The following is a 26,453-nucleotide window of genomic DNA, read 5'->3' on the forward strand; positions in this document are numbered from 1 at the left end:
CCCGACCCGTTCCGTGGACGGTCTGGAGGCACGGGGCGGGCCCGCCCCGTGCCTCCGGAGCGCAGGGTCCGCCGGTTCAGGACAGCGGCAACCGCATCAGCGTCAGGTCCAGCCAGCGGTCGAACTTCCGACCGACCTCGGGCAGCACGCCGACGGTGGTGAAGCCGAGCCGCTCGTGCAGCGCGATCGAGCCGGTGTTGGACGAGCAGATGCCGGCCATCACGACGTGCACGTCCGCCGCCCGGGCGTGTGCGACGAGGGCGTCCATCAGCACGGTCGCGATGCCCCGGCCACGGAACGCCGGCACGACGTAGACGCTGTGCTCGACCGTGTGGCGGTAGCCCTGGTGCGGCCGGAACGCGCTGTAGGTGACGTAGCCCGCCACCGTCCCGTCGACCTCGGCGACCAGCACGGGCAGCCCGGCGGCGCGACGCTCGGCGAGCCAGCCGTCGAAGTACTCCCGCGGGTGCGGTTCCTCCTGCCAGATCGCCGTCGAGTGCAGGACGGCGTCGACGTGCAGGGCGTGGACGACGTCCAGGTCGCGCGGCTCGCAGTCCCGGACCGTGACCGGAGATGCTTCCTCCGTCGCATATGCTGTCGCCATGTCTCAGATCGTAGACGACGCCACGGCGGCGACGGAACCCGGAGTCGATCACTCGGACGACGCCGACCAGCGCCGCCTGGGGGAGCGGTTGCAGCGACTGCGGACCGAACGCAAGTGGAGCCTGACCGAGCTCGCCGAGGAGTCCGGCGTCTCCCGCGCGATGATCAACCGCGTCGAGCGCGGGGTGTCGAGTCCGACCGCGACCATCCTCGGTCGGCTGTCCGGTGCCTTCGGCCTCACGATCTCGCAGCTCCTCGACGAGGCGCTCGAGCACGAGGTGCCCAGGGCGACCGATCCCGACCAGGCCAGGGGGGTCCAGCGCGGCGTGACCGCGGACTCCTGGACCGATCCCGAGACCGGGTACCGCCGGCGTCCGGTCTCGAGCGCGGACTTCCCCGCGGACGTCACCGAGGTGCGCCTCCCGGCCGGTGAGCAGGTGGCCTACCCGGCGTCCGCCTACGCGTTCCTCCGGCACTGCATCTGGGTGGTCGACGGCGTGCTCGAGGTCGTCGTCGGCGGTGAGTCGACGCGCCTCGGCGCCGGCGACCGCATCGAGCTCGGGGACCCGGCGGACGTCGTCTACCGGAACCCCGGCGCGGAGCCCGTGCGGTACGTCGTGGTGGTGGTCCGGGCGCCTCGGGGCCGGGAATAGGATCGGAGCCATGCGCATCCACCTCGGAACGGACCACGCCGGCCTCGAGTTCACCAAGACCCTCGCCCAGCACCTCACCGAGGCGGGGCACGAGGTCGTCGACCACGGGCCGACCGAGTACGACGCGCTGGACGACTACCCCTCGTTCTGCATCAACGCCGCACACGCGGTCGTGCAGGACCAGCGCGCCGGGGTCGAGGCCCTCGGTGTCGTGTTCGGCGGTTCCGGCAACGGCGAGCAGATCGCCGCGAACAAGGTCGAGGGCATCCGCGCCGCGCTCGTCTGGAACGAGTCCACCGCGCTGCTCGCCCGACAGCACAACGACGCGAACGTCATCTCGATCGGCGCGCGCCAGCACACCGAGGACGAGGCGATCCACTTCGTCGATCTGTTCGTCGCCGAGCCGTTCTCGGGCGAGGAGCGGCACGCCCGCCGCATCGCGCAGCTGGCGGAGTACGAGACGACGGGGCACATCGCCGGTCGGCAGATCGACGAGTAGGCCGGGTAGACAGGACCGATGCCCGAAGGTCACTCCGTCCACCGCATCGCGAACCAGTTCTCCCGGCACTTCGTCGGCAAGCGGTGCGAGGTCTCCAGCCCGCAGGGGCGGTTCGCCGCCGGAGCTGCGCAGCTCGACGGCAAGCGCATGGTCGCCGCGCGGGCCGTGGCGAAGCAGATGTTCCTCGAGTTCGAGGACGACCTGTTCCTCCGCGTCCACCTCGGACTCTACGGTGCATGGGACTTCGCGGGTGTGATCTCCTCCGCCGAGGCACTGTCCGAGGACGGCGACGGCGAGGAGTCCCTGTCGTCGATCGGGGCTCCGCGGCTCGCCCGCTACCGGATGGCCGAGCAGGAGAAGTCCGAGGACCCGATCGAGTCCTTCCCGCCGGACCCCGTCGGCCAGGTGCGCGTCCGCATCCTGACCGAGGACACGGTCGCGGATCTCCGCGGCCCGACCGCCTGCGTGGTCGAGGACCCGGCCGGCGTGCAGCGGGCGCTCGACAAGCTCGGGCCGGACCCGATCAACGACGACGGGCCCGAGGCCGAGCAGACCTTCGTCGACAACGTCCGGAAGCGGAACGTCGCCATCGGGCAGCTGCTCATGGACCAGGCCGTGGTCGCGGGCATCGGGAACATCTACCGCGCCGAGCTGCTCTTCCGCCAGCGCATCGACCCGTACAAGCCCGGCAAGAAGATCACCGTCAAGCAGGCGAAGGCGCTGTGGCAGGACTGGTCGAAGCTGCTGCACGCGGGGGTCCGTGACGGCCTCATGCTGACCATGGACGACCTGTCCGAGGCCGACCACGCCAAGGCCGTGCGCTCGCGGAAGGACCGCCACTGGGTGTACCACCGCGAGGGGGAGCCCTGCCGGGTGTGCGGCACCGAGATCCGGATGGCGGACATGGCCGGACGCAAGCTCTACTGGTGCCCGAAGGACCAGAAGTAGGGGCGTCGGCTACAGGTCGCGGTGCGTGAACCGCCCCGCGATCGCGGTCCCGAGCACCTCAGCGTGCCGCAGCGCCGCCGAGTCGGCGACCGCCAGCGGGTCCGCAGCGAGCAGCACCACGTCCGCCACATCGCCCACCGCGACGCCGACGCGCCCGCCCTCGGTCGAGCCGCGCCACGCGGACAGCGCGGACAACCGCTCCGCGGGGTGCCACGGCGCACGGCCGTCGCGGTCCCGCCCGACCGCGGCCGCCATCGACACCCACGGGTCGAGCGGCGCCACGGGAGCGTCCGACCCGAGCCGGAGCTCGGCCCCCGCCCGGTGCAGCGACGCGAACGGGAAGGCCCGGTCCGTCACGTCCGCCCAGTACCGGTCGGCGATGTCCCGGTCGTCCATCGCGTGCTCCGGCTGCACCGACGCCGCGACCCCGAGCCGGGCGAACCGGTCGACGTCGGTGTCGACGAGCAACTGCGCGTGCTCGATGCTGCCCCGGGCACCGACGGCCTCGAACACGTCGAGCGCCAGGGTGTTCGCCCGGTCGCCGATCGCGTGCACGGCCGGTACGAGCCCGGCGTCGACCGCGCGCCGGACCATCGCCACGAGGTCCGCGAACGGGTACGCGAGCACGCCCTCACCCGACGTCATCGCGGCGGTGCGCGTACCGAGCGAGCCGTCGGTGATCACCTTGAACGGGCCCATCCGGACCAGCCCGCGGGTGCCGTCCACGACGTCGCCGGTGCGCAGGCCACGGGCGATCGCCACGTCGAGCTCGCCCGGGTACACGCCGGAGTCGACCCGCAGCCCGTCCGTCCCTGCGTGCACCCGCCGGTTCCAGCGGTCGATTCCGAAGACCATCTCGAGGTCGACGACGCGGGTCACGCCGCGGGCCGCCGCCGCGTCGACCGCCTCGGCCACCCAGCCGTCGAGCACGTCGTCCGGCACCCGGGACAGCACCGCGGTCACGTCGAAGGCGTCCTGCTCGCGCAGGACCCCGTCGTCACCCGCGTCGAGCTGCCGTCCGAGGAGCGCCGAGCAGTGGGCGAGCGCGAGGGCGTTGCACCACACGGCGTGCAGATCCGCGCTGATGACGACGACCGGGAGGCCCGGTGCGGCCCGGTCGAGCAGCTCGCGTCGTGCAGGGCGGGGCCAGGTGCCGTCGCGGTAGCCGTGACCGACGAGCACCAGGTCCGCCACCCCGGTGCGCGCGACCGCGGCGAGCGCGTCGGCGGTCGCCTCCGCCGACGTGCAGGCGGAGACATCGACGCGTCGGCGGACGAGGGCCCACTGGTCGAAGTGCACGTGGTGGTCGACGAGGCCAGGACCGAGCCACGCGCCGTCGGTCTCGACGACGTCGGCGTCGGCGCCCGGGGCCGGGTCCAGGGTGCCGGCGGGGGCGACCGCCTCGATGCGGCCGCCGACGATGCGGACGTCGCACGGAGCGCCGGAGGTGCCCACCCGGCGGACGGTGCGGAGCAGGAGGTCGGTCACGATGCCTCCCGGCCGACCGCGCGGTCCACCTGCGCGCGCTCGACGGCGTCGGCGAGCGCCGGCGACGCGTAGGGGCCGTCGCCGCGGAGCCCCGCGACGATCCGCTCGACCACCTCGGGAGCCTTGTTCTGCGAGAGCTTGGCGCGGGCGTCGAACCGGGCGACCCGGATGCGGATGCCGACGGTGCCCTTCGCCGCGCGCCGTGCCGTGTCCTCGTCGACCTCGAGGGACACGGGCTCCGGCATGACCCGCTCGAAGTGGTCGACCAGCTCGCCGAGCACGCGGAAGTTCTCCTCGTCGGACAGGATCTCCGGCGTCCCCCAGCAGTGCGCCGTCACGTGGTTCCAGGTCGGGACGAACTGCTCCGGCGGGTACCAGGCGGGGGAGACGTAGCCGTGCGGGCCCTGGAACACCACGAGGACCTCGTGCTGCCCGAGCTCGTGCGCGACCTCGTCCGGCCGGCCGACGTGCGACACGAGGACGATCTGGTCGGGGTCCTCGTCCGGCCCGGGTGCCTCGAGCAGGAACGGGTAGTGCGAGGCGACGAGCCCGGCGGCGGTGTGCGACACGATCGTGGCCCACGGGTGCCCGTCGATCAGGCGTCGCACCTCGTCGACGTCGGTCATCAGGAAGTGGGGTGTGTGGCGCATGCGACGAGCGTGGCACATGCCAGGCTGGTCGGCATGGAGAAGCGCGCCGCGTACGAGTCCGTCCTGCCCTACGTCCGTGAGTGGATCGACTACAAGGTGTGGCAGCTCCGGCTCCCGGGCGTGCAGGTCGCGATCGGCTTCGAGGACGAGGTGCTGTTCTCCGAGGCCTGGGGCTACGCCGACGTCGAGGCCGGCCGCCGCCTGACGACCACGGACCTGTTCCGGATCGCGTCGCACTCGAAGACGTTCACCGCGACCGCGCTGCTGCAGCTCGCCGACGCCGGGGCGCTGCGGCTCGACGACACCGTCGGGTCGTTCGTCCCCGCCCTGGTCGAGGCCGGGTCGCCGGTCGCCGACGCGACCGTCCGCGAGCTGATGGAGATGGGGGCCGGGGTCGTCCGCGACGGTGCCGACGGCGACCACTGGGCGCTCGACCACCCGTTCCCGGACGCCGACCAGCTCGTCGCGCTCGTGGTCGAGGGTGGCGCGAAGGTACCCGTCGGCTCGGCCTTCAACTACTCGAACCTCGGCTACGGCCTGCTCGGACTCGTGATCGAGGCCGTAACTGGCACGACCTACGCCGAGCACGTCCGGAGCGCGATCGTCGAGCCGCTCGGCCTGACGGGGACCGGGCCGGAGTTCGACCCGGCCCGCGAGGGCGAGTTCGTCGTCGGCTACACGAGTCTGCACGCCGCCCGCACCCGCCAGCGCGTCCCGCACGTCACGACCGGGGCCCTCGCCGCCGCGACGGGGTTCCACGGCACCGCGTCCGACCTCGTCCGCTACTTCTCGGCGCACGTGCCCGGCCGGGGCTCGCTGCTGTCCGACCACGCGAAGCGCCTGGCGCAGCGGAAGGCCTGGAGCGCGCTGGACACCGACCCGGCAGCGCGCGGCTACGGTGCGGGGTTCATCGTCGACCGGATCGGCGGGCGCGAGGTGCGCGGCCACTCCGGCGGCTTCCCCGGCCAGATCACCCAGACGGTGTTCGACCCGGCGTCGTCGCTCGTCGTGTCCGTCCTGACGAGCAGCGCGACCGGTCCCGCGGGCATGCTCGCCACGGGCATCGTGCACCTGCTCGACGCCGCGGCCGACGAGCAGGCTCCCGGTCCCGAGCTGCCCGAGGGCGTCGACACCAGCCGGTACGCGGGACGGTTCACGACCTTCGAGGGCATCACCGACATCGCTCGGGTCGGGGACCGGCTGCTCGCGATCGATCCGACGCAGCCGGTGCCGACCGAGTCGCCGGTGCGCCTCCGGGTCGTCGACGAGGACACGCTCGTGATGGCCGCGGGAAACCGCTTCGGGTCGGTGGACGAGCGGATCACCTACACGCGCGACGACTCCGGTCGGGCGGTCTCGTTCCGCGGTGACAGCGGCATGACGCACCGTCCGTGGTCGGTGCCCGAGGAGTCGCCGGAGGTCGCCGCCGCCCTGGTCTGACCGGGACGGCGCGGCAGCGGCCGGGGTCGCGCGGCGCGATCCGTCTCAACGCACCTCGGCCGACTCGCGGAGGTACCGGACGCCCCGGCCGATCCGCGTCCAGACCGGTCGGGAGACCAGGACGACCGCGACGAGGTAGGCGGCCGCCTGGAACACGTTCGGTGCAGAGAACCAGGTGAGGAGCACGGCCTGCGAGTCCGTTCCGAGTGGCACGCTGGACGTGGCCAGCAGGGCGACGAACCACAGGGCGGCGAGCACGGCCAGGAGCAGCCCGAGCGTCCGCTGTCCGGACCGCGCCTGCCCGGTGCGGTGCGCTCGACGAGCCAGCACGCCCGCGGCGAGCAGTGCAGCCTGGGCGACCGCCACGAGCACGACGACGAACACCCCGGCGGCGAACCACGACGCCGCGAGGGCGAGCGCCGACAGGGCGACGGCCGTCCGTACGGGGTCGCGCCGTCGGACCCCCAGCCCCAGCACGACCAGGGCGGCGATGCCCGAGACCACGGCACCGACCACCAGGGTCCGCGGCGAGACGTCGACCGGGACGACCGGGAGTGCACGGACCACTCCGGCGAGTGCGGGGAGCAGGGCGGCGAGCACCGCGCCTCCGACGACGAGACCTTCCTGAGCGCGACTCTGCATGTGAAACACCGTACGCCGAGCGCTCGTCGTTGTCGACCGGTAGCCGAGGCGGATCCAGATCTGCGCCGTGACGATCGCGGTGCACGAATCCCGGTGTCGGAGCACCAGGATCGTCACGGCACGGAGTGATCGTGCTGGTCCGCCGGCCGTGTCGGTCGGCCGCCGTGCCGTTCCGGGTGGCCGAGCGCGGTCGGACGATCGACGGCGCAACCGTGCAGAACCGAACCCGTTTCGGTGTCCCGGGGGATCGGGCGCGGCGGACGATCGACGGCGCGACCGCGGAGCACCGGATCTGTCGTGGCACGCGTGCTCGCGTTCGACCGTCGGGTTCGGTGCCCGCCGTGACGATCTCGGTGCACGACTGTCGGCTCGCGCGCACCGGGATCGTCACGACGCGAGGGGATCGTGCGCATCTGCCGTGATCGGGGGGCGTGCGCGGGCGAGTGCTCGGCGGAGCGACCCGACGCCCGCGAAGGCGGAACGGCGCGCGACCTCGTGCTCGTCCGCGCCGTCGACGATCGCCTGCCGGGCCTGCAGCGAGCGGTACCAGCGACGGAGCTCGTCCGGGGTCCGGCCCGTGCTCTCGCGGAACCGACGCTCGGCCGTGCGACGCGAGCACCGCTTCGTCGCCGACACGACGTCGCCGGTCGTCCGACTCGGCTCTGCCGCGAACAACGCGTCGATGCACCGCGCGATGCTGCCGTCCGCGAGGAACGGCGGCTGCTCGTCGCGCAGCACCGTCAGCACGATCGTGCGCGCCAGTGCGTCGCGGTGCGCGGACGCTCGACGGGCAACGGTCAGGGAGTCGAGGTGCCCGAGGGAGCGGAGCACGTCGTCCGACAGCGCGTCGCGGGGACGGGTCCGCAGGATGTCCGGCAGGTGGAGTGCCTCCGCAGCGAGGGGGCCGAAGCGTGCGGTACCGAGGTGGACGCCCGTCGCGTCGAAGGGGTCGGACGGCGAGCCGTCGGGTGGCTCGTGGCGGTCCGGGCTCGTGCCGATCCTGATCGGGGCCGCGGCGCGCACGAGCAGGGCGCTGCCGGCGCGGACCCCCTCGGGGTCGCGCCCTGGCCACACCCACACGGTCGTCTCCCGCGATGCGACCCACACGTACCCGTCGCTCGGCCCGAGGTCGAGGGTCCAGTCCGGCGTCGCGGAGACGATCTCGCGGCCGTCCCGGACATCGAGTCCGACCGTGTCGAGCAGGCAGGCGAGCGCATCCACGAGGCCACCGTGGCACCTCCGGGTCGCCTTCGGGGCAGCGCCGGACGAACTGGGGAGGGCGATCCGGGGTGGGGACAACCCCACCCCCGATCCGGGAGACGGCAGGATGGGATGCGGGGACGGGCTCCGAGAGGCTAGACCCATGACCGACACCGACCGCCTCGACCAGGCCCAGACCGTCCCGCTGGACGACCACGCCGCCGATCGCGCACAGACCGTCCCGCTGGACGGTGCCGTGCCCCAGGGAGCCACGAAGCCGATGCCCGAGCAGCCCCAGCCGCCCGCCTCCGGTCCGCCGACCGCGTCGTCGGGCTGGGGAGCCACGCCGGCGGCGAGCGCGCCGGCGGTGGGCGCCCCGACGGCCGGTGTGCCGACCGGCGGTGGCGGCACGGGCTCGGGCATGACCGCCGGCCGGTTCTACCGCGAGGCCTGGCGCCGCCTGCCGCGCGACTTCGGGTACATGGCGCTGACGGCCGTGCTCCTCTGCACGCTCTACGCGGCGTTCCCCGCGGCGCTGTTCGGACGCGGCCTCCGGGACCTGTTCAACCCGTTCGTGCTCCTGATGTTCTTCATCGCGCTGTTCGTGGCACGGTGGCTCGGTCAGTTCGAGAAGCTCCGCATCGGCTGGGCCGACCCCCGTCCGATCCGTCCCGTGGACTGGACACCGCGGTGGCAGCAGAACTGGTGGACGCGCACCGGATCCGCGGTTGCCAACCCGCACTACTGGCTGTACCTGCTGCACGCGGCCGTGGTCTACCCGCTCGCGGCCCTGGTGACCGTCGGGGCCGGAGCCCTGCTCGCCGTCGGCTTCGCGTGGCCCCTCGCAGTCGCCGCGGCGTGGAGCCTGGGCGGCGTCGGGGGCCTGTACTTCCCGAGCTCGGACACCGGCTTCGTGGGAGGTGTCGCGCTCCTCGGTCTGCTGTCGATGGCCGCGTCCGTCCTGCTCCTGCCGCTCTGGGCACGTGGCTCCGTGCTCGCGCACTACTGGATCGACTTCGGCCTGCTCGGCGGTTTCCGTGCCGAGCAGCTCGAGCAGCGCGTCGCCGGGCTGCAGGCATCCCGCGCCGGTGCCGTGACCGCCGAGGGGCAGGCACTCCGGCAGATCGAGCGCGACCTGCACGACGGGCCCCAGCAGCGACTCGTCCGGCTGCGGATGGACCTCGCGGCCGCCGAGCGTGCCCTCGACCGCGACCCGGAGAAGGCGAAGCAGCTCATCGGCGAGGCGACCAAGCACGCCCAGGACGCCCTCGACGAGCTCCGCGCCCTGTCCCGGGGCTTCGCGCCCCCGATCCTGCTCGACCGCGGTCTGGTCGCCGCGCTCGAGGCCCTCGTCGCCCGCACCCCGATCCCCGTCGGGCTCGACGTCCGCCTGCCCGAGGGACTCGAGCTCGCGACCGAGATCCAGCGCAACGTGTACTTCACGGTGAGCGAGCTCCTGACGAACACCACGAAGCACGCCGGCGCCACGACGGCCGGTGTGTACCTCGGCCTGATCGTCGACGCCTCGGGCCTCTGGTACCTGACGGTGAGCGTCACCGACGACGGCCGCGGCGGTGCTCGACCGCAGGAGGGCCACGGCATCGAGGGCCTGATGGGTCGGATGCGCGCCCTCGACGGCGAGCTCGTCGTGAACAGCCCCGAGGGCGGGCCGACCGAGGCCACCGCCCGGATCCCGCTCGGCGCCCTGAACGGTGTCCCCGTCGCCCGCGGGTGACGATCCGGGAGCGGTCGGACGCCACGGCCGGCGCGACCGCTCCCACTAGGCTGGTCGGCATGAGCGACGGCCCGGGTGCAGCACGCATCCGGGCCGTCGTCGTCGACGACGCCGTGCTCCTGCGCGAGGGGCTCGCCCGGGTGCTCGACGAGGCCGGCATCGACGTCGTCGGTCAGTACGCCGACGCCGACTCGTTCCTCGCCACGCTGCCGCACGACGCCCCCGACGTGGTCGTGATGGACGTCCGGATGCCGCCGACCTTCACCGACGAGGGGGTCCGCGCCGCCGTCGAGACCCGCCGCGTGGCACCCCGCACCGGTGTCCTGCTGCTGTCCCAGTACGTCGAGGCCACCTACGCCGAGGACGTCCTGGCCGCCGGGGCGACGGGCATCGGCTACCTGCTCAAGGACCGCGTGACCCGGCTCGAGGAGATCGACGACGCCGTCCGCCGCATCGCCGCCGGCGGCACGGTGCTCGACCCCGAGGTCGTCACGCAGCTGATGGGCCGTCGCCGGGACCCGCTCGCCGCCCTGACGCCCCGCGAGCGCGAGGTCCTCGGGCTGATGGCAGAGGGCCGCACGAACGCCGCGATCGCCCGCGCCCTCGTGATCGGTACCGGCGCGGTCGAGAAGCACGTGTCGAGCATCTTCGGCAAGCTCGCCCTCGAGGACACCGGCGAGGACCACCGCCGCGTCCTCGCCGTGCTCGCGTACCTCGGGTGACCCGACGCTTGGCGACCGCACCGTGACCCGGGTCCCCGCGCCGCTCCTGGCGCTCACCGCGATGCTCTCGGTGCAGATCGGCGCCGCGCTCGCGAAGACCCGCTTCGACGAGGTCGGGTCCGTCGGCGCCGCCGCGCTCCGGCTCGTCATCGGCGCGCTCGTGCTCGTGCTCGTCGTCCGCCCGCGCGTCCGGCACTGGACCCGTGCGCAGTGGACGGCCGCGGTGCTGCTCGGCCTGGCGCTCGGCGGGATGAACGTCTTCATCTACGTCGCCTTCGCGAGCATCCCGATCGGCGTCGCGGTGACCATCGAGTTCCTCGGGCCGCTCGCCCTGTCGCTCGCGCACACCCGCCGCTGGCGCGACGTGACCTGGGCGGCCCTCGCGCTCGCCGGGGTCGTCCTGCTCGGCGTCGGTCCGGCTGCGGTCACCGCGGTCGCCGGCGTCCTCGCCGCGATCGCCGCCGCCGCGTGCTGGGCCGGCTACATCGTGATGAACCGGCGCGTCGGTGCCGCGATCCCGGGGGTCGACGGCCTCGCGGTGTCGATGGTCGTCGCGATGCTCGTGTCCCTGCCGAGCGGGCTGCGTCCGGCGGTCGCGGGGGTGGCGGGGGACCCGTCGCTGCTGCTCGTGTTCGCGGGCGTGGCCCTGCTGTCGACGGTGCTGCCGTACGCCCTCGAGATGCTCGCCCTGCGTCGGATGCCGACGCGGGTGTTCGGGGTGCTGCAGAGCCTGGGCCCGGCGATCGCGGCCCTCGCGGGCCTGGTGGTGCTGCACGAGGGGCTGGCGGCCCAGGAGGTCGTCGCCCTCGCGTGCGTGAGCGTCGCGAGCATCGGGGTCACCCTGTCGGCGCGACGCGGTCGCGCGCGACCGGACGCGGGACGGACGGGAGGCGCGGGGCAGGTTCCCTGACGTCGGGGACGTCCGCCGTGCCTCCCGGCCGACCGCCTACTCGGCGCGCAGGAAGTCCGCGTACGTGGGTTCGGCCTGCACACCCGACAGCAGCGCCGGGTCGTTGACCCGACGCTCGACGTAGGCCGCGATGACCTCCGGCGGGGTGAGCACGTGCGCGACCCAGGACGGCACCTCGTTCTTCTTCATCGTGCCTCCTTCCATCGGGTCGTGTCGTCGGGTTGTGGCAGACGAACTTCTCGATGATCGAGTAGTTCGTCGAACCGGTGTGTGGGGAACGATCCTCGGGATCGGGGTGGAAGTCAATGCGGTGCGTTCCCTGGATGCCGATCTGCGCGGTCGGCCCGCAGCGTGCGGTGCTTCACGGCGGACCGCCAGACCCACGCGTCGGCCTGCTGGCCGAACTGCGCCCACTCGACGAGCACGGCGTCGCGGGTCCAGCTCTTCGCGAAGCCCTTCACCCGGATGTGGAAGGTGGGGAACTGGATCCAGGCCCACACAGGGGCGGGTGTGACGGCGTGGCAGACGTCGGGCCCGCGGGCGTCCTCCGACAGGGAGTAGGCGCGCGGGCGTTCGACCTCCGGGTGTTCCGGGGGCTGCCACCGGTTCTCGCGACGCCGTCCCACACGGGTATTCGAACGTGTGTTCGAACCGTCGTCAAGTCGCCCGCGCGGTCAGTGCGTGGAGCGGCCCCGCGGCGGGCGTGTCGGTGCCCGACCGGTCGAGTCGCGCACGCTGAGCGTCAGTGCGGGTCCGGGGCGGGACGGCAGCACCGCACCGGCGTCGATCTGCTCGCGCAGGAGCACGGCCGCGCGCTGCCCGAGCTCGACGGTGTCGCGGGTCAGGGACGTGATCGCGGGCCGCACGAGGCGGATCATCGCCGAGTCGTCGAACGACACGAGGGACACGGCGCGGGGGACCGCGACGCCCATCTCGCTCGCGACGCCGAGGCCCGCGACCGCCAGGACGTCGTTGTCGTACACGATCGCGGTGGGGCGGTCGGGCCCCGACAGGAGCGTCCGTGTCGCGCGGGCGCCGGCCTCGGCGGAGTAGTCCGTCGGGACGGTAATCGGCTGCTCGAGCCCCTCGGCCTCGGTGAAGGTGCGGACGCGGGCGGTGCGCATCGCCGTGTGCTCGAACTCGGGTGGCCCGGCCACGTGGGCGAGCCGCCGGTGACCGAGCGCATGCAGGTAGCGCAGCACGGTCTCCGTGGCGTCGGAGTCGTCGATCCAGACGCTCGGTGCCGTTCCCTCCGGTGAGGGGTGGGACCCGACGACGACGGCCGGCATCCCGAGCTCGGCGAGCAGGGACAGTCGGTCGTCGTGCCGACGCGGGTCGATCACGACGACGCCGTCGACCCGGTGTCCGCGCCACCAGTCCCGGTAGGTCTGCAGTTCCTCCTCGGCATCGCGCGCCACGAGCAGGGTCATGCCGACGTGCGTACCCGCGAGGCCGAGCTGGATGCCGGAGATCAGGTCACCGAAGAACGACTCCGTGCCGAGGGTCCGTGCCGGTCGGTTCAGCACGAACCCGATCGAGCCCGCCCGGGCGCCGCCGAGGGCGCGTGCCGCGGTGTGCGGTTGCCAGTCGAGCTCGCGGGCGATCTCCTGGATCCGTCGACGGGTCTCCGCAGAGACCCCCGGTCGGTCGTTGAGCGCGAACGACACCGCGCTGATGGAGACCCCGGCGCGGGCGGCGATGTCGGCGATGGTCGTCCGACGGTGTGGTTGCACGGGGTTGACTATAACGCTTTAGTCCCGCACAGTGGCACGCAACCCCGGTTGCAGCACACGACAGCTGAACCGCTTGAGCAGGATGACGAAGGAGTCACAACGCCATGAGGACCACACCACGACCGACGAGGGGCCGCGCGGCAGCGCTGCTCGCGACCGCGGCGGCCACCGCCCTCGTCCTGACCGGCTGCTCGAGCGGCAGCAGCGGCGCGACCGGCGGAGGGAACGGCAAGGTCGAGGGCACCATCACCCTGCAGACCTGGGCGCTCACGCCGACCTACACGGACTACCTGCAGGGCGTCATCGACGGCTTCGAGCAGGAACACCCCGACGCGAAGGTGAAGCTGCAGGACCAGCCGGGCGACGGCTACGCGGACAAGGTGCTCAGCCAGGCGTCGTCGAACTCGCTGCCGGACGTCATCAACCTGCCCCCGGACATCGCGCTGCCGCTCGCGAAGCGCGGGTTCCTGCAGGACGTCTCGAAGGACGACAGCAAGCTGAGCGGCACGTACGTCGCCGGCGCATTGGACTCCTACAAGTACAAGGGACTCGACGGCACCTACGGCTACCCGTGGTACCTCAACACCGACGTCGACTACTGGAACTCGTCGATGTTCGCGAAGTGCGGGCTCGACGCGAACGAACCGCCGAAGACCACCGACGACCTGTTCACCCAGGCGAAGACGATGCACGAGAACTGCCCGGACGACTACCTGATGAGCCGGAAGCCCGGGCTCGGTGACTTCACGCTCGCCGGCGTGAAGGTGGTCAACGGGGACGGTACGAAGTTCACGTTCGCGGACTCGTCGAAGGCCGTCGACCTGATCGATCGTTACAGGACGGCGTACCAGGACGGCTACATGCCGTCGAACGTCCTCAACAGCGACTACCTCGGCAACTCGACGCTCTTCACGCAAGGCAAGGTCGCCTGGACCACCGGTGGTGCGACCGCGCTCGCCGACATGGAGAAGAGCAATCCGTCGCTCAAGGGCAACGTCACCGTCAGCCCGGCGCTCGACACCCCGCCGCTGTACGTGCAGGGCCTGTCGGTGTCCAGCAAGTCGAAGCACCTCGCCACCGCCGAGGCGTTCGCGCAGTACATGACGAACGCGAAGAACCAGGAGGCGTTCGCCCACCAGGTGAACATCTTCCCGTCGACCGTCTCGTCGCAGTCCGACCCGTACTTCTCGAAGGACGACGGCACCGTGAACGGCAAGGCCCGCGTGCTCGCGAACGAGGCGCTCAAGGAGGCGAAGGTCCTCAACCCGGTCGAGGCGAACTCCGCGATGACGGACTTCCTCGACCAGCAGATCGCCCTCGCCATGAAGGGGCAGGTCTCGCCGGAGAAGGCCCTGCAGACTGCGCAGGACAAGATGAACTCGCTCTTGGCAAACGGCTGATGCGCGCCAACCGCTGGTTCACGCCCTGGCTGCTCGTCCTGCCGGCACTCGTCTGGCTCCTCGCGTTCAGCCTCTGGCCGTCGATCAACACCGTCCGGTTGTCGTTCACGAACGCCAGCCCGCTCGGGGGCGTGAGCCAGTGGGTGGGCGTCCGCAACTTCCAGACCCTGCTCGCCGACCCGCAGGTGTGGGAGGCGCTGCTCAACAGCGTCATCTACATGGCGATCTGCCTGCCGCTGCTCACCGTCCTGCCGCTGCTCATCGCGGTGCTCGTGCAGCAGAAGCTCCCCGGGATCGCGTTCTTCCGTACGGCGTACTACACGCCCGTGATCGCCTCGGCCGTCGTGGTCGGGCTCATCTGGACGTGGATCCTCGACGACCGCGGCGTGGTGAACGAGATCGTGAAGGCGCTCGGTGGCGCGGGCATCCCGTTCCTCACCGACCGGTGGCTGCTGCTCATCAGCGCGATCAGCCTGACGGTCTGGAAGGGCCTCGGCTACTACATGATCATCTTCCTCGCGGCGCTCGGGAACGTCGGGAAGGACCTGCACGAGGCCGCGGCGCTCGACGGCGCCGGAGCGGTTCGTCGGTTCTGGTCGGTCACCATGCCGGGCGTGCGCGGCACGATGACCCTCGTCGGGATCCTGGTGTGCGTCAGCGCGCTCCGCGTGTTCAGCGAGCTCTACATCCTCACCAACGGCACCGGCGGACCCGGCGGGCAGGACAACTCGCTCGTCATGCTCATCCAGCAGTACGCCCGCGGCTTCACCGGCAACCTCGGCTACGCGTCCGCGCTCAGCCTGCTGCTCTTCGTGGTGACGCTGGTGCCGATGCTCGCCCTGGCGCGCATGAACAGCAAGGCGGACAAGTGACGAACACGACCAGCACCACGGAACCCGTGATCGGGGGCGCCGCCGGCGTCGCCGCACCCGCACCGGACGTGACCGGCGCGACGGCACGCGGACGCGCCTCCGGTCCGACACCGCGGAAGCGCCGCCAGGTCTGGGGCGTCATGTCCACCCGTGAGAAGGTCGTCCGCTACGTCCTGCTCGTGGTGGTCCTCTTCATCACGATCGGCCCGTTCCTCTGGCAGCTGTCCACCTCGCTCAAGGGCGCGGGCGAGGACATCTACACCGCGAACCCGTCGTTCATCCCGAGCGAGCCGACCATCGAGAACTACCTGAAGGTGGCGGCGGCGATCCCGGTGTGGCGGTACATCGGCAACTCGCTGCTCGTCGCGGCGATCGACGTGTTCGGCAACATCGTGTTCGCGACCCTCGCCGGGTTCGCCCTCGCCCGCCTGCAGTGGCGCTTCCGCAGGGTCGTGCTCGGGCTCTTCCTCGCCACCCTGGTGCTGCCGGGCGAGGCGACGATCATCAGTCAGTTCGTGACGGTCAAGGACCTCGGCCTCGCCGACAACCTGGTCGGTGTCGCACTGCCCGGCATGATCGCCGCGCTCAACGTCCTGCTCATGTTCAACGCCTTCCGGCAGATCCCCGAGGAGATCGACCAGGCGGCGGTCGTCGACGGCGCGAACGCGGTGCAACGGCTGCGGTACATCGCACTGCCCGCGGTGCAGGGGACCATCGCGGTGATCGCGATCTTCTCGTTCATCGGCGCGTGGGACGACTTCCTCTGGCCGCTCATCGTCCTGCAGTCGCCGGAGAACCTCACCCTGACGGTCGGGCTGCAGTACCTGCAGGGCACGTTCGCCACCGACCAACGGATGATCGCGGCCGGCACGATGATCGCGTTCATCCCGATCGCCGTGATCTTCGCCGTCCTGCAGCGCTTCTTCTTCAAGGGCGTCGAAGAGGGCGGGGTGAAGGGCTGATGCGCTTCGGTGTCAACCACACCCCGTCGGTCGGCTGGTTCCACTCGTGGCTCGACTTCTCGCCGTCGGACACCGCGCGGGACATGGAGCAGATCGCGTCGCTCGGTGCCGACCACGTGCGGGTCTTCCCGCTGTGGCCGGTCGTCCAGCCGAACCGGACGCTCATCCGGCGGGCCGCGCTCGACGACGTCGCGACCGTCGTCGACATCGCCGGGTCGTTCGGTCTCGACGTCAACGTCGACGCGCTGCAGGGGCACCTGTCGAGCTTCGACTTCGTGCCGTCGTGGCTCGACAGCTGGCACCGGCGGAACATGTTCACCGACCCGGAGGTGGTCGCGTCGACAGCGGCCTACGTCGAGGCGCTCGCCGCGGCGGTCGCCGACAAGCCCAACCTGCTCGGCATCTCGATCGGCAACGAGGTCAACCAGTTCGCGCACGCACCGCACCCCGCTCCGCACGACACCACGGCGGAGCAGGGGCACGCGTGGGCGGCAGCGATGGTCGCCGCCGCCCGGCGAGGCCTGACCGGAGCGCGGGACACGTCCGGCAGGGAGGCACGGCGCGGCTCCGCCCCGCTGGTCACCGTCGCGCAGTACGACGCGGCCTGGTACGACGACGCGCAGCCGTTCGGTCCCGAGCACGCGGCGGACCACGGTGACGCCACGGTCACGCACTCGTGGGTGTTCAACGGGGCCGCGGCCCTGCACGGTGCACTCGGCGCCGGGTCGGTGCGGCACGGGGAGTACCTGCTCCAGCTCGCCGCGGCCTGGAACCGTGCGCCCGGTCGGCCGAACTGGCTGCAGGAGGTCGGCGCGCCGACGAACGTCGTCGACCCGGCCGACGCCGCCGCGTTCACCGACCGGACCATCCGGCACGTCGCCGGCGCCCAGGACCTGCTCGGGGTGACCTGGTGGTGCTCGCACGACGTCGCACGGTCGCTCGCCGACTTCCCGGAGCTCGAGTACGACCTCGGACTGTTCACGAACGACGGACGGCTGAAGCCCGCGGGCGAGGCGTTCGCCGCGCTCGCGCGGTCCAGAATGCCCACACCGGCTGCACCGCCGTCCATCGCGGTCGTGCTGGACGACGTGCTGCCCGACGGCTCACCCCGGTACGGCGTCCGTGCCGACTGTGCCCCGGGTGGCCGATTCGCGGCCGCGTGGCTCGCCTGCGCCGAGTCCTCGGCGGACGGCCGCGGACCCCAGGTCGTCCTGCGTTCCCGACTGTCCGACACCGCGCACACCGTGGCCCGGGGCATCAGGAGCACCGTGGAGGTGCCCGACGACCTCGCCGGCACCGCGCTCTCGGTCGCGCACCCCGCGACCATGCCCTGACCCCGGCCGACCGCGCCCGCCCGACCATGCCCCGATCCGTCCAACCGGAAGGACCCCATGCACGACGACATCCCCCTCACCACCGGACGGGCCCGACGGGTCCTCGACGAGCGGATCCTGCCCGCGGTGCACGCGACCGCGGTGCCGCTCACGGCCGCCTGGCACGAGCTGCCCGGGGAGCCGGTCCCGCCCGCCGACGGTCTGCAGCTCGACTTCACTCCGTACGAGGTGGGGACGGCGTGGGGAGCTGCCTGGGGCACGACGTGGTTCCGGCTGTCCGGCACGGTCCCGCAGGAGTACGCCGGGCAGCGCGTGGAGGCGGTGATCGACCTCGGCTTCGACAAGAACATGCCCGGGTTCCAGTGCGAGGGGCTCGTGTACCTGGCCGACGGCACGCCGGTGAAGTCGATCAACCCGCGGAACCAGTGGGTGCTCGTCACGGAGCGGGCCGAGGGCGGCGAGACCGTCGAGCTGTTCGTCGAGGCCGCGTCGAACCCGGTGCTCCTCGACTACCACCCCTTCCTGCCGACGCAGGAGGGCGACGTGCAGACCTCGTCGTCGAAGCGGCTGTACACGAGCCGCCGCATGGACCTCGCGGTGTTCGCGTCCGAGGTGCACGAGCTGTCGCTCGACCTCGAGGTGCTCCTCGAACTGCAGGCGCAGCTGGCGGACGGCCCGCGGCGGATGCGGATCCTGCAGGCGCTCGACGACGCCCTCGACCGGCTCGACCTGCAGCACATCGCCGAGACGGCAGGGGACGCCCGCGCTGCGCTCGCCGACGTGCTCGCGGCGCCCGCCGACGCCTCGGCGCACACGATCTCGGCAATCGGTCATGCCCACATCGACTCCGCCTGGTTGTGGCCCGTCCGCGAGACGATCCGGAAGGTCGCCAGGACGACCTCGACGATGACCGAGCTCATCGACCAGACCGACGACTTCCTCTACGGCATGTCGAGTGCGCAGCAGTACGCCTGGATCAAGGAGCACCGGCCCGAGGTGTACGCCCGGGTGCGTGCCGCGGTCGAGGCCGGTCGCTTCCTGCCGCTCGGCGGCATGTGGGTCGAGTCGGACACGGTGATGCCGACGGGCGAGAGCCTCGTGCGGCAGTTCTCGCAGGGGCAGCGCTTCTTCGAGCGGGAGTTCGGCATCCGGCCGAAGGGTGTCTGGCTGCCGGACAGCTTCGGGTACTCGCCGGCACTGCCGCAGCTCATGCGCCGCGCGGGCTTCGAGTGGTTCTTCACCCAGAAGATCTCGTGGAACCAGGTGAACAAGTTCCCGCACCACACCTTCCTCTGGGAGGGCATCGACGGGTCGCGGGTGTTCTCGCACTTCCCGTCGATGGACACGTACAACTCCCGGCTCTCCGGGGAAGAGGTGGCGAAGGCCTCCCGGCAGTTCCGGGAGAACCGCCTCGCCACGGGGTCGATCGCTCCGGTCGGCTGGGGTGACGGCGGTGGTGGCACCACGCGCGAGATGACCGGCACGGCCGCTCGGCTCGCGGACCTCGAGGGCAGCGCGAAGGTCCGGTGGGAGCACCCGGACGCGTTCTTCGACCGGGCGAAGTCGGAGCTGTCGAACCCGCCGGTCTGGGTGGGGGAGCTGTACCTGGAGCTGCACCGGGCGACCCTGACGAGCCAGCACCAGACGAAGCAGGGCAACCGCCGGTGCGAGCAGCTGCTCATCGAGGCCGAGCTGTGGGCGGCGACCGCCGCCGCCCGGACCGGATCCGCCTACCCGTACGACGAGCTCGACACGCTCTGGCAGCAGGTCCTGCTGCAGCAGTTCCACGACATCCTGCCCGGCACGTCGATCGCGTGGGTGCACCGCGAAGCGGTGGCGAAGTACGCCGAGACGGCCGCAGCGCTGACCGCGATCATCGAGCGGTCCCTGTCGGCACTGGCCGGGGAGGGCGACGCGACCGTCGTCGTGAACCCGGCCCCGGTCCTCCAGGCCGGTGCGCCCGCGCAGGGCGCGGTCCCGGCGGGCGACGTGCCCACCGCTGAGCCGGTCTCGCTGACCCAGCAGGACGGCGGGTACGTGCTCACCAACGACCTGGTGCGGGTCGTCGTCACCGCGCAGGGCCTCGTGACGAGCGCCGTCGACCTGACCACCGGGCGCGACGCGATCGCCCCGGAGCAGGCCGCCAACCTGCTGCAGCTGCACCAGGACTTCCCGAACATGTGGGACGCGTGGGACGTCGACCGGTACTACCGGAACCGGGTCGAGGACCTGGTCGTCGTCGACTCGCTCGACGCATCGGTGGACGCCGCCGGAGTTGCTCGCGTCGTCGTGTCGCGCTCGTTCGGTGACTCCTCCGTCACACAGGAGATCGTGCTCGCGCCCGGTTCCCGCACCCTCGAGTTCGACCAGACGACCGACTGGCACGAGACCGAGAAGTTCCTCAAGGTGGCGTTCCCGCTCGACGTCCGCGCCGAGCACACGAGCGCCGAGACGCAGTTCGGCGCACAGAAGCGTGTCACGCACACGAACACGTCGTGGGAGGCCGCGAAGTTCGAGACGTCGATGCACCGCTACGTGCTGGTGGAGGAGCCCGGGTTCGGTGTCGCGCTCGTGAACTCCTCGATCCACGGGTTCGACACCACCCGGGACGCCGTCGACGGCCACGTCACCACGACCGTGCGGCTCTCGCTGCTCCGCGCGCCGCGGTTCCCCGACCCGGAGACCGACCAGGGCGTGCAGACGCACCGGTACGGCATCGTCGTCGGGACGGACCAGCTCGGTGCGACCGCGGCCGGCATCGTGATGAACGCCCCGGCGCGGCGCGTCACGGGCGCCCACGGGTTCGAGCCGCTCGTGCAGGTGTCGGGGGACGTCGTGCTGTCGAGCGTCAAGCTCGCCGACGACCGCTCGGGCGACCTGGTCGTCCGCGTCTACGAGCCGAGCGGGCGACGGGGGACCGGCGGCATCGCCGTCGACGGGCCGTTCGGCGAACCGGCCGAGGTGACCCTGCTCGAGGAGGCTGACGACGCACTGCCGGGTGTCGCAGCGGTCACGGACGGTGTCGCCGCGTTCCCGGTGGACGCGTACGAGGTCCGGACCTTCCGCTACCCGCGCGGCTGAGACCCCGCCGCCGGGACGCTCGGGTGTCCCGGCGGCGGAGCCGGACGGCTCGTGCCGTCCGGAGCCGGACGGCAGCAGCCGTCCGGTGCTGGGCGGCAGCAGCCGTCCGGCCCACCACTCGATGAGGAGTGTCATGCAGAAGAAGACGCAGATCGGCATCGTGGCGGCGCTCGCCGCGGTGCTCGCAGCCCCGATGATCCCGGCGGCAGCATCCGCCGCACCGTCCACCGCGTCCGCGACGAAGTCCGGCCCGACGAGCATCGCCTACGTCGAGGTCAACAACGACCAGCTCGCGAACGTCGGCCACTACCGGCTCGCCAACGGTGCGAACGCCTTCGACGTCGCGATCATCTTCGCCGCGAACATCAACCGCGACGCGGACGGCAACGCACTGCTGTACGCCAACGAGAACGTGCAGCGCACGCTCGACGACGCCGCCACGCAGATCCGGCCGCTGCAGGCGAAGGGCATCAAGGTGTCGCTGTCGATCCTCGGCAACCACCAGGGCACCGGCATCGCGAACTTGCCGACGCAGGCCGCCGCCGAGGACTTCGCGGCCCAGGTCTCCGCGACCGTCGCGGAGTACGGCCTCGACGGGGTCGACCTCGACGACGAGTACTCCGACTACGGCACGGACGGCACCCCGCAGCCGAACCAGCAGTCGATCGGCTGGCTCGTCAGTGCCCTGCGCGCCGACATGCCCGACAAGCTCATCTCGTTCTACGACATCGGCCCGGCATCCGACGCCCTGTCGTCGTCGAGCAGCACGATCGGGTCGCAGCTCGACTACGCCTGGAACCCGTACTACGGCACGTACTCGGCGCCCTCGATCCCGGGGCTCGGCAAGGACCGGCTCTCGGCGGCGGCGGTCGACATCCAGAACACCCCGCGGTCGACGGCGGTCTCGCTCGCGCAGCGTTCGAAGGCCGACGGGTACGGCGTCTTCATGACGTACAACCTGCCCGACGGCGACGTGAGCTCGTACGTCTCCGGGTTCACGAACGTGCTCTACGGCCAGACCACGACCCACGAGTGAGGACGACGATCAATGAGTGCTGAACGCCGTGGCGGCCCGACCGGCCCCGAGACCGCGGTCGCGGCCCGCAACGGGGTCGGGTTCGTCGCGCACCGGGCGACGCTGGTCGAGCAGACCGACCCCACCGGGACCGTGCAGGTCCTCGACGGGTTCCACGGTCAGGACGTCGGCCCGACCGACGTCCTGACCTGGGTCTGGTTCCCGGAACGGTCGCTGCCCGACGGGCGGATCGAGCCGACGGTCGCGGACCTCGACCGGTTCTGGGCCGCCACGGCGTTCGCGCTCGACGTCGTCTTCACCGACGGCACCCGACTCAGCGCGGGCGGTGCCCGCGACCAGTACGGCGACCCCGTCACGCCCCAGGCGCAGGACGACGCCCGCAAGCAGTGGGTCGACCAGTGGAACGGGCGGACCGTCGACCTGTCGGCGCACGCCGGCCGGACGGTGGACCGTCTGGAGGCGCGGCTCGGCCGGGCGGACCGGCCCGCGCCCGATGACGACACCGGCTCCGCCGTCCGCGGCTGGCTCGACGACGTCCGGATCGGACCCGCCGGGCGCGCAACCGGCCAGCTGCCGGAGGGTGCCCGATCGCTCGACCACGTCCGCACCACGCGCGGCACCCACTCGTCCGGCACGTTCTCGCGCGGCAACACCGCGCCCCTCGTCGGGCTTCCGCACGGGGGCGTCTTCGGCCTGCCGATGACCGACGCCTCCGACAGCCGGTGGCCGTACGCCTACCAGGAGCACAACCGACCGAGCGACGACCGGCCCGCGATCCAGGCGTTCGCGACGAGCCACCTGCCCTCACCCTGGATGGGCGACCGCGGGGTCTTCCAGGTGATGCCGTCGCCGCTCGCCGACCCCGACGTCGACCGGACCGCCCGCGCGCTCGGCTTCGACCGGGTCGACGAGGCCGACGGACCGCACCGCTACCGGGTCGCCCTCGACGACGGCGTCACCGCCGAGATGACCGCGGGGGAGTTCGCCCTCGGGTGGCGCTTCACCGGGGTCCGCAGCGTCGTGCTCGACCACCACGGCGTCCTCCGCTCGTGCACGGTCCGTCTCGAGGACGAGACGGCGATCGTGGACGCGTTGCTCGACGACCGCGCGGAGACACCGCCGCACCACGTGCACGTGCGCATCGCGAACGCCGTGGCCGACCGCACGACGTTCGTCGACGGGGAACTCCGCGGCTGGGTCGCGGTCAGCGGGGACACCGACGTGCTCCTCGGGATCTCGACCGTCTCGGCCGCCGACGCCGCAGCGAACCTCGCCGCCGCCGGCGACCACGACGCGATGCGGCAGCACGCCGAGGAACGCTGGACCACCGAACTCGACACGCTGCAGGTCGAGGGCGCCACCGAGGACCAGCTCGTCTCGCTGTACTCCGGGTTGTACCGGGTCTTCCTGTACCCGACGCGCGCGGGGGAGACCGCGCTGACGGGTGCACCGCGACACCGCTCGCCGTACGGGGACGTCCTGACCGAGCCGATCCGCGACGAACCAGGACCCGAGGTCGTCGACGGCCCGCTCACCACCACGAACGGGTTCTGGGACACCTACCGGACCGCGTGGCCGCTGCTCGCGCTCCTCACGCCGGACACCGCGGCGGACCTCGCCGAGGGGGTCGTCGGGCACTTCACCGACGGTGGGTGGACTCCGCGCTGGAGTGCACCCGGCGCCGAGGACGTCATGACCGGCACGACGAGCGACACCGTGTTCGCCGACCTCGTGGTCAAGGGGATCGACGGGTTCGACATCGGTGAGGCCTACCGGTCCGCGGTGCGCAACGCGACCGTCCCGTCGCCGGACCGACGCGTCGGACGGAAGGGGAGCCTCCCGGGCGACCTCCGCGGGTACGTCGACACGGCGACCGGCGAGGGGATGTCCTGGACCCTCGACGCCGCGATCAACGACTGGGGTGTCGCCGTCCTGGCGGACGCGATGGCGGCCCGAGCCGCGGCTGCCGGCGACCCGGACGGCGAGCGACGGTACCGGGCGGAGCACGAGTGGTTCGCACGCCGCTCCTTGCGGTACCGGAACGTCTTCGACCGGGAGCGCGGGTTCTTCATCGGCCGCACACCCGACGGCGCCTGGCGAGCGGGCGACGACTTCGACCCCGACGTCTGGGGGAGCGACTACACCGAGACCAACGCCTGGGGGACGATGTTCACCGCCCCGCACGACGGTGCCGGCGTCGTCGACCTGCACGGCGGACCGGTCGGCTTCGACGACGCCGTCGCTCGGTTCCTGCGGCGACCCGAGACCGGTGCCACCGACCGCTCCGGTTCCTACGGGTTCGCCATCCACGAGATGACCGAGGCGCGCGACGTCCGGATGGGGATGCTCGGCATGTCGAACCAGCCGGCGCACCACATCCCGTTCTTCCCCATGTTCACCGGACGGCACGACGACGCGCACCGCATCGTCCGCGAGTGCCTCGACCGACTCTTCGTCGGGTCCGACCTCGGGCAGGGATACCCCGGCGACGAGGACAACGGCGAGATGAGCGCCTGGTACGTCTTCGCCACGATCGGTCTGTACCCGCTGGCGCCGTCGACCGGGACCTACGTGCTCGTCCCGCCGTCGGTCCGGCGGACGGTCCTGCGGCGGCCTGGAGGCGCGACCACCGTCATCGAGACCGCCGGCGACGGGCGGTTCATCGCCTCCGTCACGGTCGACGGCGAGCCGTGGACGTCGATCAGCATCCCGCACGCGGTCGTCGTCGGGGCATCGTCGATCGTGGTGGAGCTGTCGGCGACCGCCACCGGGTGGGCATCCGACACCCGACCGGTCTCCGCGTCCGAGCTGCACGGCTTCCGGGACACCCCGGACGACGTCCTGCCCGTCGGGGCATCCCCGCTCACCGACGACACCGGGCTGAGGCGGGTGGCGCTCGCCGCGGGGGAGTCGGTCTCCGTGCCGATCACCGCCCCGAGGACGTCACTGGTCGCAGTCACGGTGGCGGAGCCGGTCACCGCGTCGTGGCGTGCGGTGCTCCGCGACGCGGACGGCAGCGTCGTGCACGACGTCGAGGAACACGACGCGGCGTTCAGCTGGACCGGGCAGACCCGCGTCTTCCGGTTCGACGGTGGCGCGGTCACCGACGGGACCCTCACGCTCGAGGCCGCGACCCCCGTGGTGCTGACGCAGCTGCAGCTCATCGCGGTCGACGGGGGCTGACGCGCCACCGGTCGCGGCAGGTCCACCACGAGGGGGACCCGTTTGTACCCCGTTCGCGGGCTGTCGCGTCCTGTGGACACGGGGTGGAATGGACCGTGCAGGACACCCCCTGCGTGCTTCACCCGGAGGAGCCGCATGACCGTCACGCTCTCCCGCCCGCACCCGGTACCGACCGGTGCGGTGCCGGCACCCGCACCGCTGCGCCCGCTGCCGCCCGTCGCCGTCCGGTGGTCCCTCCGCGCCGCCTTCGCGCTGCCGTACGTCGTCCTCGCACTGGTCGCGGCGCGCGGCACACCGACGCCATCGCTCGGACTCACCGGCAACCAGGTCACGTTCGACCGGGCGACGGCCGCACTCGACGGTGGCGTGGTCCAGGCCATCGGGCAGCTCTGGCCGCTGCTCTCCGGGGTGCTGCTCCGGTTCATGCCGTTCGGCGTGCAGGGTGCCGCGGTGCTCGGTGCGATCGTCGCCGGCGTGCTGCTCCAGCTCCTCGCACAGGACATGCTGCGACGCGGCCTGCGGATGCGCGAGGTCGTCGCGTTCACGATCGCCCTCGGCGCCAACCCGCTGTACGCCTTCATCGCACTCGACGACCTGCAGGCGTTCCTCGGCATCGCCCTCTTCGCCCTGGCCGTCGTCGACATGGTCCGGTTCTTCGCGTGGGGGGACACGCAGGCGGGGTTCCGCGCTGGACTCGCGCTCATGCTCTCCACGCTGGTCGACCCGATGGGCTTCGTCTACGTCGGCATCGCGGCGCTCGCCGCACCGCTGCTCGACCTGGCGCGGCACGACCAGCGGGGGATCCGTCGGGCGAACGTGCTCGTCCTCGTGTTCCCGAGCCTCGCGGTCGCACTGTCGACCGCCGTCCTCGACCTGATGGTGCTCCACGACCCGTTCGCGGCGCTGCGCGGGACGATCAACGTGTCCGAGCAACGACTCGACGCCCTGCGCCACCTGTTCGCCACCGCGGACGGCCTGCTCCTCGTGGCGATGCTCGTCGCCGGCGCGACCCTGGCACTGCTCGTCCGTCGGCCCGGTGCGATCGCCCTCGTCGCGGCGCTCTTCATCGGGGCCATGGGCGGGTACGCGATCGGGCTCGTGCCGGTCGCGACGGCCGGCAACGTCTTCGTCACCATGCTCAGCGTGGCGATCGCGATCCTGCCGCCCGTCGAGGGCCGCGTCACGAGTGCCCTCGTCGTCGTCCTCGCCGTCCTGCAGGTGCCCCTCGCGTGGGCCGCGGCGTCCGAACGTCAGGTCGTCGTCGAGTGGATGCACGCCGTCACCGCGGTGGTGCTCCGGTGACCGCGCCCGGACCTCTGACCGCAGTCGCAACCGGTGGTCGGCACCGCGGCGAGGAGACCG

23 protein-coding genes are annotated in these 26,453 nt (G+C 72.1%); 15 read left to right on the top strand and 8 right to left on the bottom strand.

Annotated features, from left to right (window positions below; translation table 11 throughout):
• Positions 1 to 76 precede the first annotated feature (76 nt).
• The gene (locus LCG91_RS04815) at positions 77 to 604 is read right to left on the bottom strand and encodes a GNAT family N-acetyltransferase (protein ID WP_224442675.1); all 528 of its coding nucleotides are present in this window, start codon (positions 602 to 604) and stop codon (positions 77 to 79) included.
• Between LCG91_RS04815 and LCG91_RS04820 the strand changes: the two genes are divergently transcribed.
• From LCG91_RS04820 to LCG91_RS04830, 3 genes are read left to right on the top strand one after another with little or no spacing between them, the layout of a single operon-like run.
• Positions 603 to 1,256 (top strand): helix-turn-helix domain-containing protein, encoded by a 654-nt coding sequence (locus LCG91_RS04820; protein ID WP_224442676.1) that lies wholly within the window; start codon positions 603 to 605, stop codon positions 1,254 to 1,256. The two genes, LCG91_RS04815 and LCG91_RS04820, sit on opposite strands and share 2 nt — an antisense overlap.
• A gap of 10 nt (positions 1,257 to 1,266) precedes the next feature.
• Positions 1,267 to 1,755 carry a ribose-5-phosphate isomerase gene (locus tag LCG91_RS04825; RefSeq protein ID WP_058727607.1) on the top strand — a complete coding sequence of 163 codons (489 nt, stop codon included), beginning with the start codon at positions 1,267 to 1,269 and terminating at the stop codon, positions 1,753 to 1,755.
• A gap of 18 nt (positions 1,756 to 1,773) precedes the next feature.
• Positions 1,774 to 2,703 (top strand): Fpg/Nei family DNA glycosylase, encoded by a 930-nt coding sequence (locus tag LCG91_RS04830; protein WP_224442677.1) that lies wholly within the window; start codon positions 1,774 to 1,776, stop codon positions 2,701 to 2,703.
• Positions 2,704 to 2,712: 9 nt separating this feature from the next.
• On the opposite strand, the gene LCG91_RS04835 is transcribed toward LCG91_RS04830, so the two are convergent.
• Both LCG91_RS04835 and LCG91_RS04840 read right to left on the bottom strand, forming a co-directional pair.
• Positions 2,713 to 4,191, bottom strand: coding sequence for an amidohydrolase family protein (locus LCG91_RS04835; protein ID WP_224442678.1), 1,479 nt, complete (start codon positions 4,189 to 4,191; stop codon positions 2,713 to 2,715).
• Positions 4,188 to 4,841: an FMN-binding negative transcriptional regulator gene (locus LCG91_RS04840; protein WP_224442679.1), complete on the bottom strand. Its 654-nt coding sequence runs from the start codon at positions 4,839 to 4,841 to the stop codon at positions 4,188 to 4,190. The genes LCG91_RS04835 and LCG91_RS04840 overlap by 4 nt, the downstream gene beginning before the upstream one ends.
• A 33-nt stretch (positions 4,842 to 4,874) precedes the next feature.
• On the opposite strand from LCG91_RS04840, the gene LCG91_RS04845 reads away from it, so the two are divergent.
• Entirely contained in the window at positions 4,875 to 6,281 is a 1,407-nt protein-coding gene (locus LCG91_RS04845; protein WP_224442680.1) for a serine hydrolase domain-containing protein, read from the top strand.
• 45 nt (positions 6,282 to 6,326) lie between these two features.
• On the opposite strand, the gene LCG91_RS04850 is transcribed toward LCG91_RS04845, so the two are convergent.
• On the bottom strand, positions 6,327 to 6,923 hold the full coding sequence (locus LCG91_RS04850; protein ID WP_224442681.1) for a hypothetical protein: 597 nt from the start codon (positions 6,921 to 6,923) through the stop codon (positions 6,327 to 6,329).
• A 387-nt stretch (positions 6,924 to 7,310) separates the two neighbouring features.
• Positions 7,311 to 8,144, bottom strand: coding sequence for a helix-turn-helix domain-containing protein (locus tag LCG91_RS04855; RefSeq protein WP_224442682.1), 834 nt, complete (start codon positions 8,142 to 8,144; stop codon positions 7,311 to 7,313).
• A gap of 142 nt (positions 8,145 to 8,286) precedes the next feature.
• Between LCG91_RS04855 and LCG91_RS04860 the strand changes: the two genes are divergently transcribed.
• From LCG91_RS04860 to LCG91_RS04870, 3 genes are read left to right on the top strand one after another with little or no spacing between them, the layout of a single operon-like run.
• A complete protein-coding gene (locus tag LCG91_RS04860; RefSeq protein ID WP_224442683.1) occupies positions 8,287 to 9,858 on the top strand; it encodes a sensor histidine kinase in 1,572 nt (523 codons plus the stop codon).
• A 59-nt stretch (positions 9,859 to 9,917) separates the two neighbouring features.
• Positions 9,918 to 10,580, top strand: a complete 663-nt coding sequence (locus tag LCG91_RS04865) for a response regulator transcription factor (protein ID WP_058727600.1) — start codon at positions 9,918 to 9,920, stop codon at positions 10,578 to 10,580.
• 22 nt (positions 10,581 to 10,602) lie between these two features.
• Positions 10,603 to 11,490, top strand: a complete 888-nt coding sequence (locus LCG91_RS04870; protein WP_224442684.1) for an EamA family transporter — start codon at positions 10,603 to 10,605, stop codon at positions 11,488 to 11,490.
• Between the two features lie 36 nt (positions 11,491 to 11,526).
• Here LCG91_RS04870 and LCG91_RS04875 read toward each other — a convergent pair whose 3' ends face one another.
• From LCG91_RS04875 to LCG91_RS04885, 3 genes are all read right to left on the bottom strand, one after another.
• A complete protein-coding gene (locus LCG91_RS04875) occupies positions 11,527 to 11,679 on the bottom strand; it encodes a hypothetical protein (RefSeq protein WP_161968383.1) in 153 nt (50 codons plus the stop codon).
• A gap of 113 nt (positions 11,680 to 11,792) precedes the next feature.
• Positions 11,793 to 12,116, bottom strand: coding sequence for a hypothetical protein (locus LCG91_RS04880; RefSeq protein WP_058748865.1), 324 nt, complete (start codon positions 12,114 to 12,116; stop codon positions 11,793 to 11,795).
• 48 nt (positions 12,117 to 12,164) lie between these two features.
• The gene (locus LCG91_RS04885) at positions 12,165 to 13,223 is read right to left on the bottom strand and encodes a LacI family DNA-binding transcriptional regulator (protein WP_224442685.1); all 1,059 of its coding nucleotides are present in this window, start codon (positions 13,221 to 13,223) and stop codon (positions 12,165 to 12,167) included.
• Positions 13,224 to 13,327: 104 nt separating this feature from the next.
• Between LCG91_RS04885 and LCG91_RS04890 the strand changes: the two genes are divergently transcribed.
• The 8 genes from LCG91_RS04890 to LCG91_RS04925 all read left to right on the top strand — a co-directional run bounded on the left by LCG91_RS04890 (position 13,328) and on the right by LCG91_RS04925 (position 26,393).
• Complete coding sequence (locus tag LCG91_RS04890) at positions 13,328 to 14,623, top strand: ABC transporter substrate-binding protein (protein WP_224442686.1); 1,296 nt, start codon at positions 13,328 to 13,330, stop codon at positions 14,621 to 14,623.
• Positions 14,623 to 15,495 (top strand): carbohydrate ABC transporter permease, encoded by an 873-nt coding sequence (locus LCG91_RS04895; RefSeq protein WP_069711523.1) that lies wholly within the window; start codon positions 14,623 to 14,625, stop codon positions 15,493 to 15,495. The genes LCG91_RS04890 and LCG91_RS04895 overlap by 1 nt, the downstream gene beginning before the upstream one ends.
• Entirely contained in the window at positions 15,492 to 16,457 is a 966-nt protein-coding gene (locus tag LCG91_RS04900; RefSeq protein ID WP_224442687.1) for a carbohydrate ABC transporter permease, read from the top strand. The genes LCG91_RS04895 and LCG91_RS04900 overlap by 4 nt, the downstream gene beginning before the upstream one ends.
• Positions 16,457 to 17,791 carry a glycoside hydrolase 5 family protein gene (locus LCG91_RS04905; protein ID WP_224442688.1) on the top strand — a complete coding sequence of 445 codons (1,335 nt, stop codon included), beginning with the start codon at positions 16,457 to 16,459 and terminating at the stop codon, positions 17,789 to 17,791. Before LCG91_RS04900 ends, LCG91_RS04905 begins: the two co-directional genes overlap by 1 nt.
• A 57-nt stretch (positions 17,792 to 17,848) precedes the next feature.
• Entirely contained in the window at positions 17,849 to 20,872 is a 3,024-nt protein-coding gene (locus LCG91_RS04910; protein WP_224442689.1) for an alpha-mannosidase, read from the top strand.
• A 133-nt stretch (positions 20,873 to 21,005) separates the two neighbouring features.
• A complete protein-coding gene (locus LCG91_RS04915; protein ID WP_224442690.1) occupies positions 21,006 to 21,908 on the top strand; it encodes an endo-beta-N-acetylglucosaminidase H in 903 nt (300 codons plus the stop codon).
• A gap of 12 nt (positions 21,909 to 21,920) precedes the next feature.
• Positions 21,921 to 25,091, top strand: a complete 3,171-nt coding sequence (locus LCG91_RS04920; protein WP_224442691.1) for a GH92 family glycosyl hydrolase — start codon at positions 21,921 to 21,923, stop codon at positions 25,089 to 25,091.
• A 135-nt stretch (positions 25,092 to 25,226) separates the two neighbouring features.
• Positions 25,227 to 26,393 carry a hypothetical protein gene (locus LCG91_RS04925; RefSeq protein WP_224442692.1) on the top strand — a complete coding sequence of 389 codons (1,167 nt, stop codon included), beginning with the start codon at positions 25,227 to 25,229 and terminating at the stop codon, positions 26,391 to 26,393.
• Positions 26,394 to 26,453 lie beyond the last annotated feature (60 nt).

The organism is Curtobacterium sp. TXMA1, assembly GCF_020162095.1.
GTDB lineage: Bacteria > Actinomycetota > Actinomycetes > Actinomycetales > Microbacteriaceae > Curtobacterium.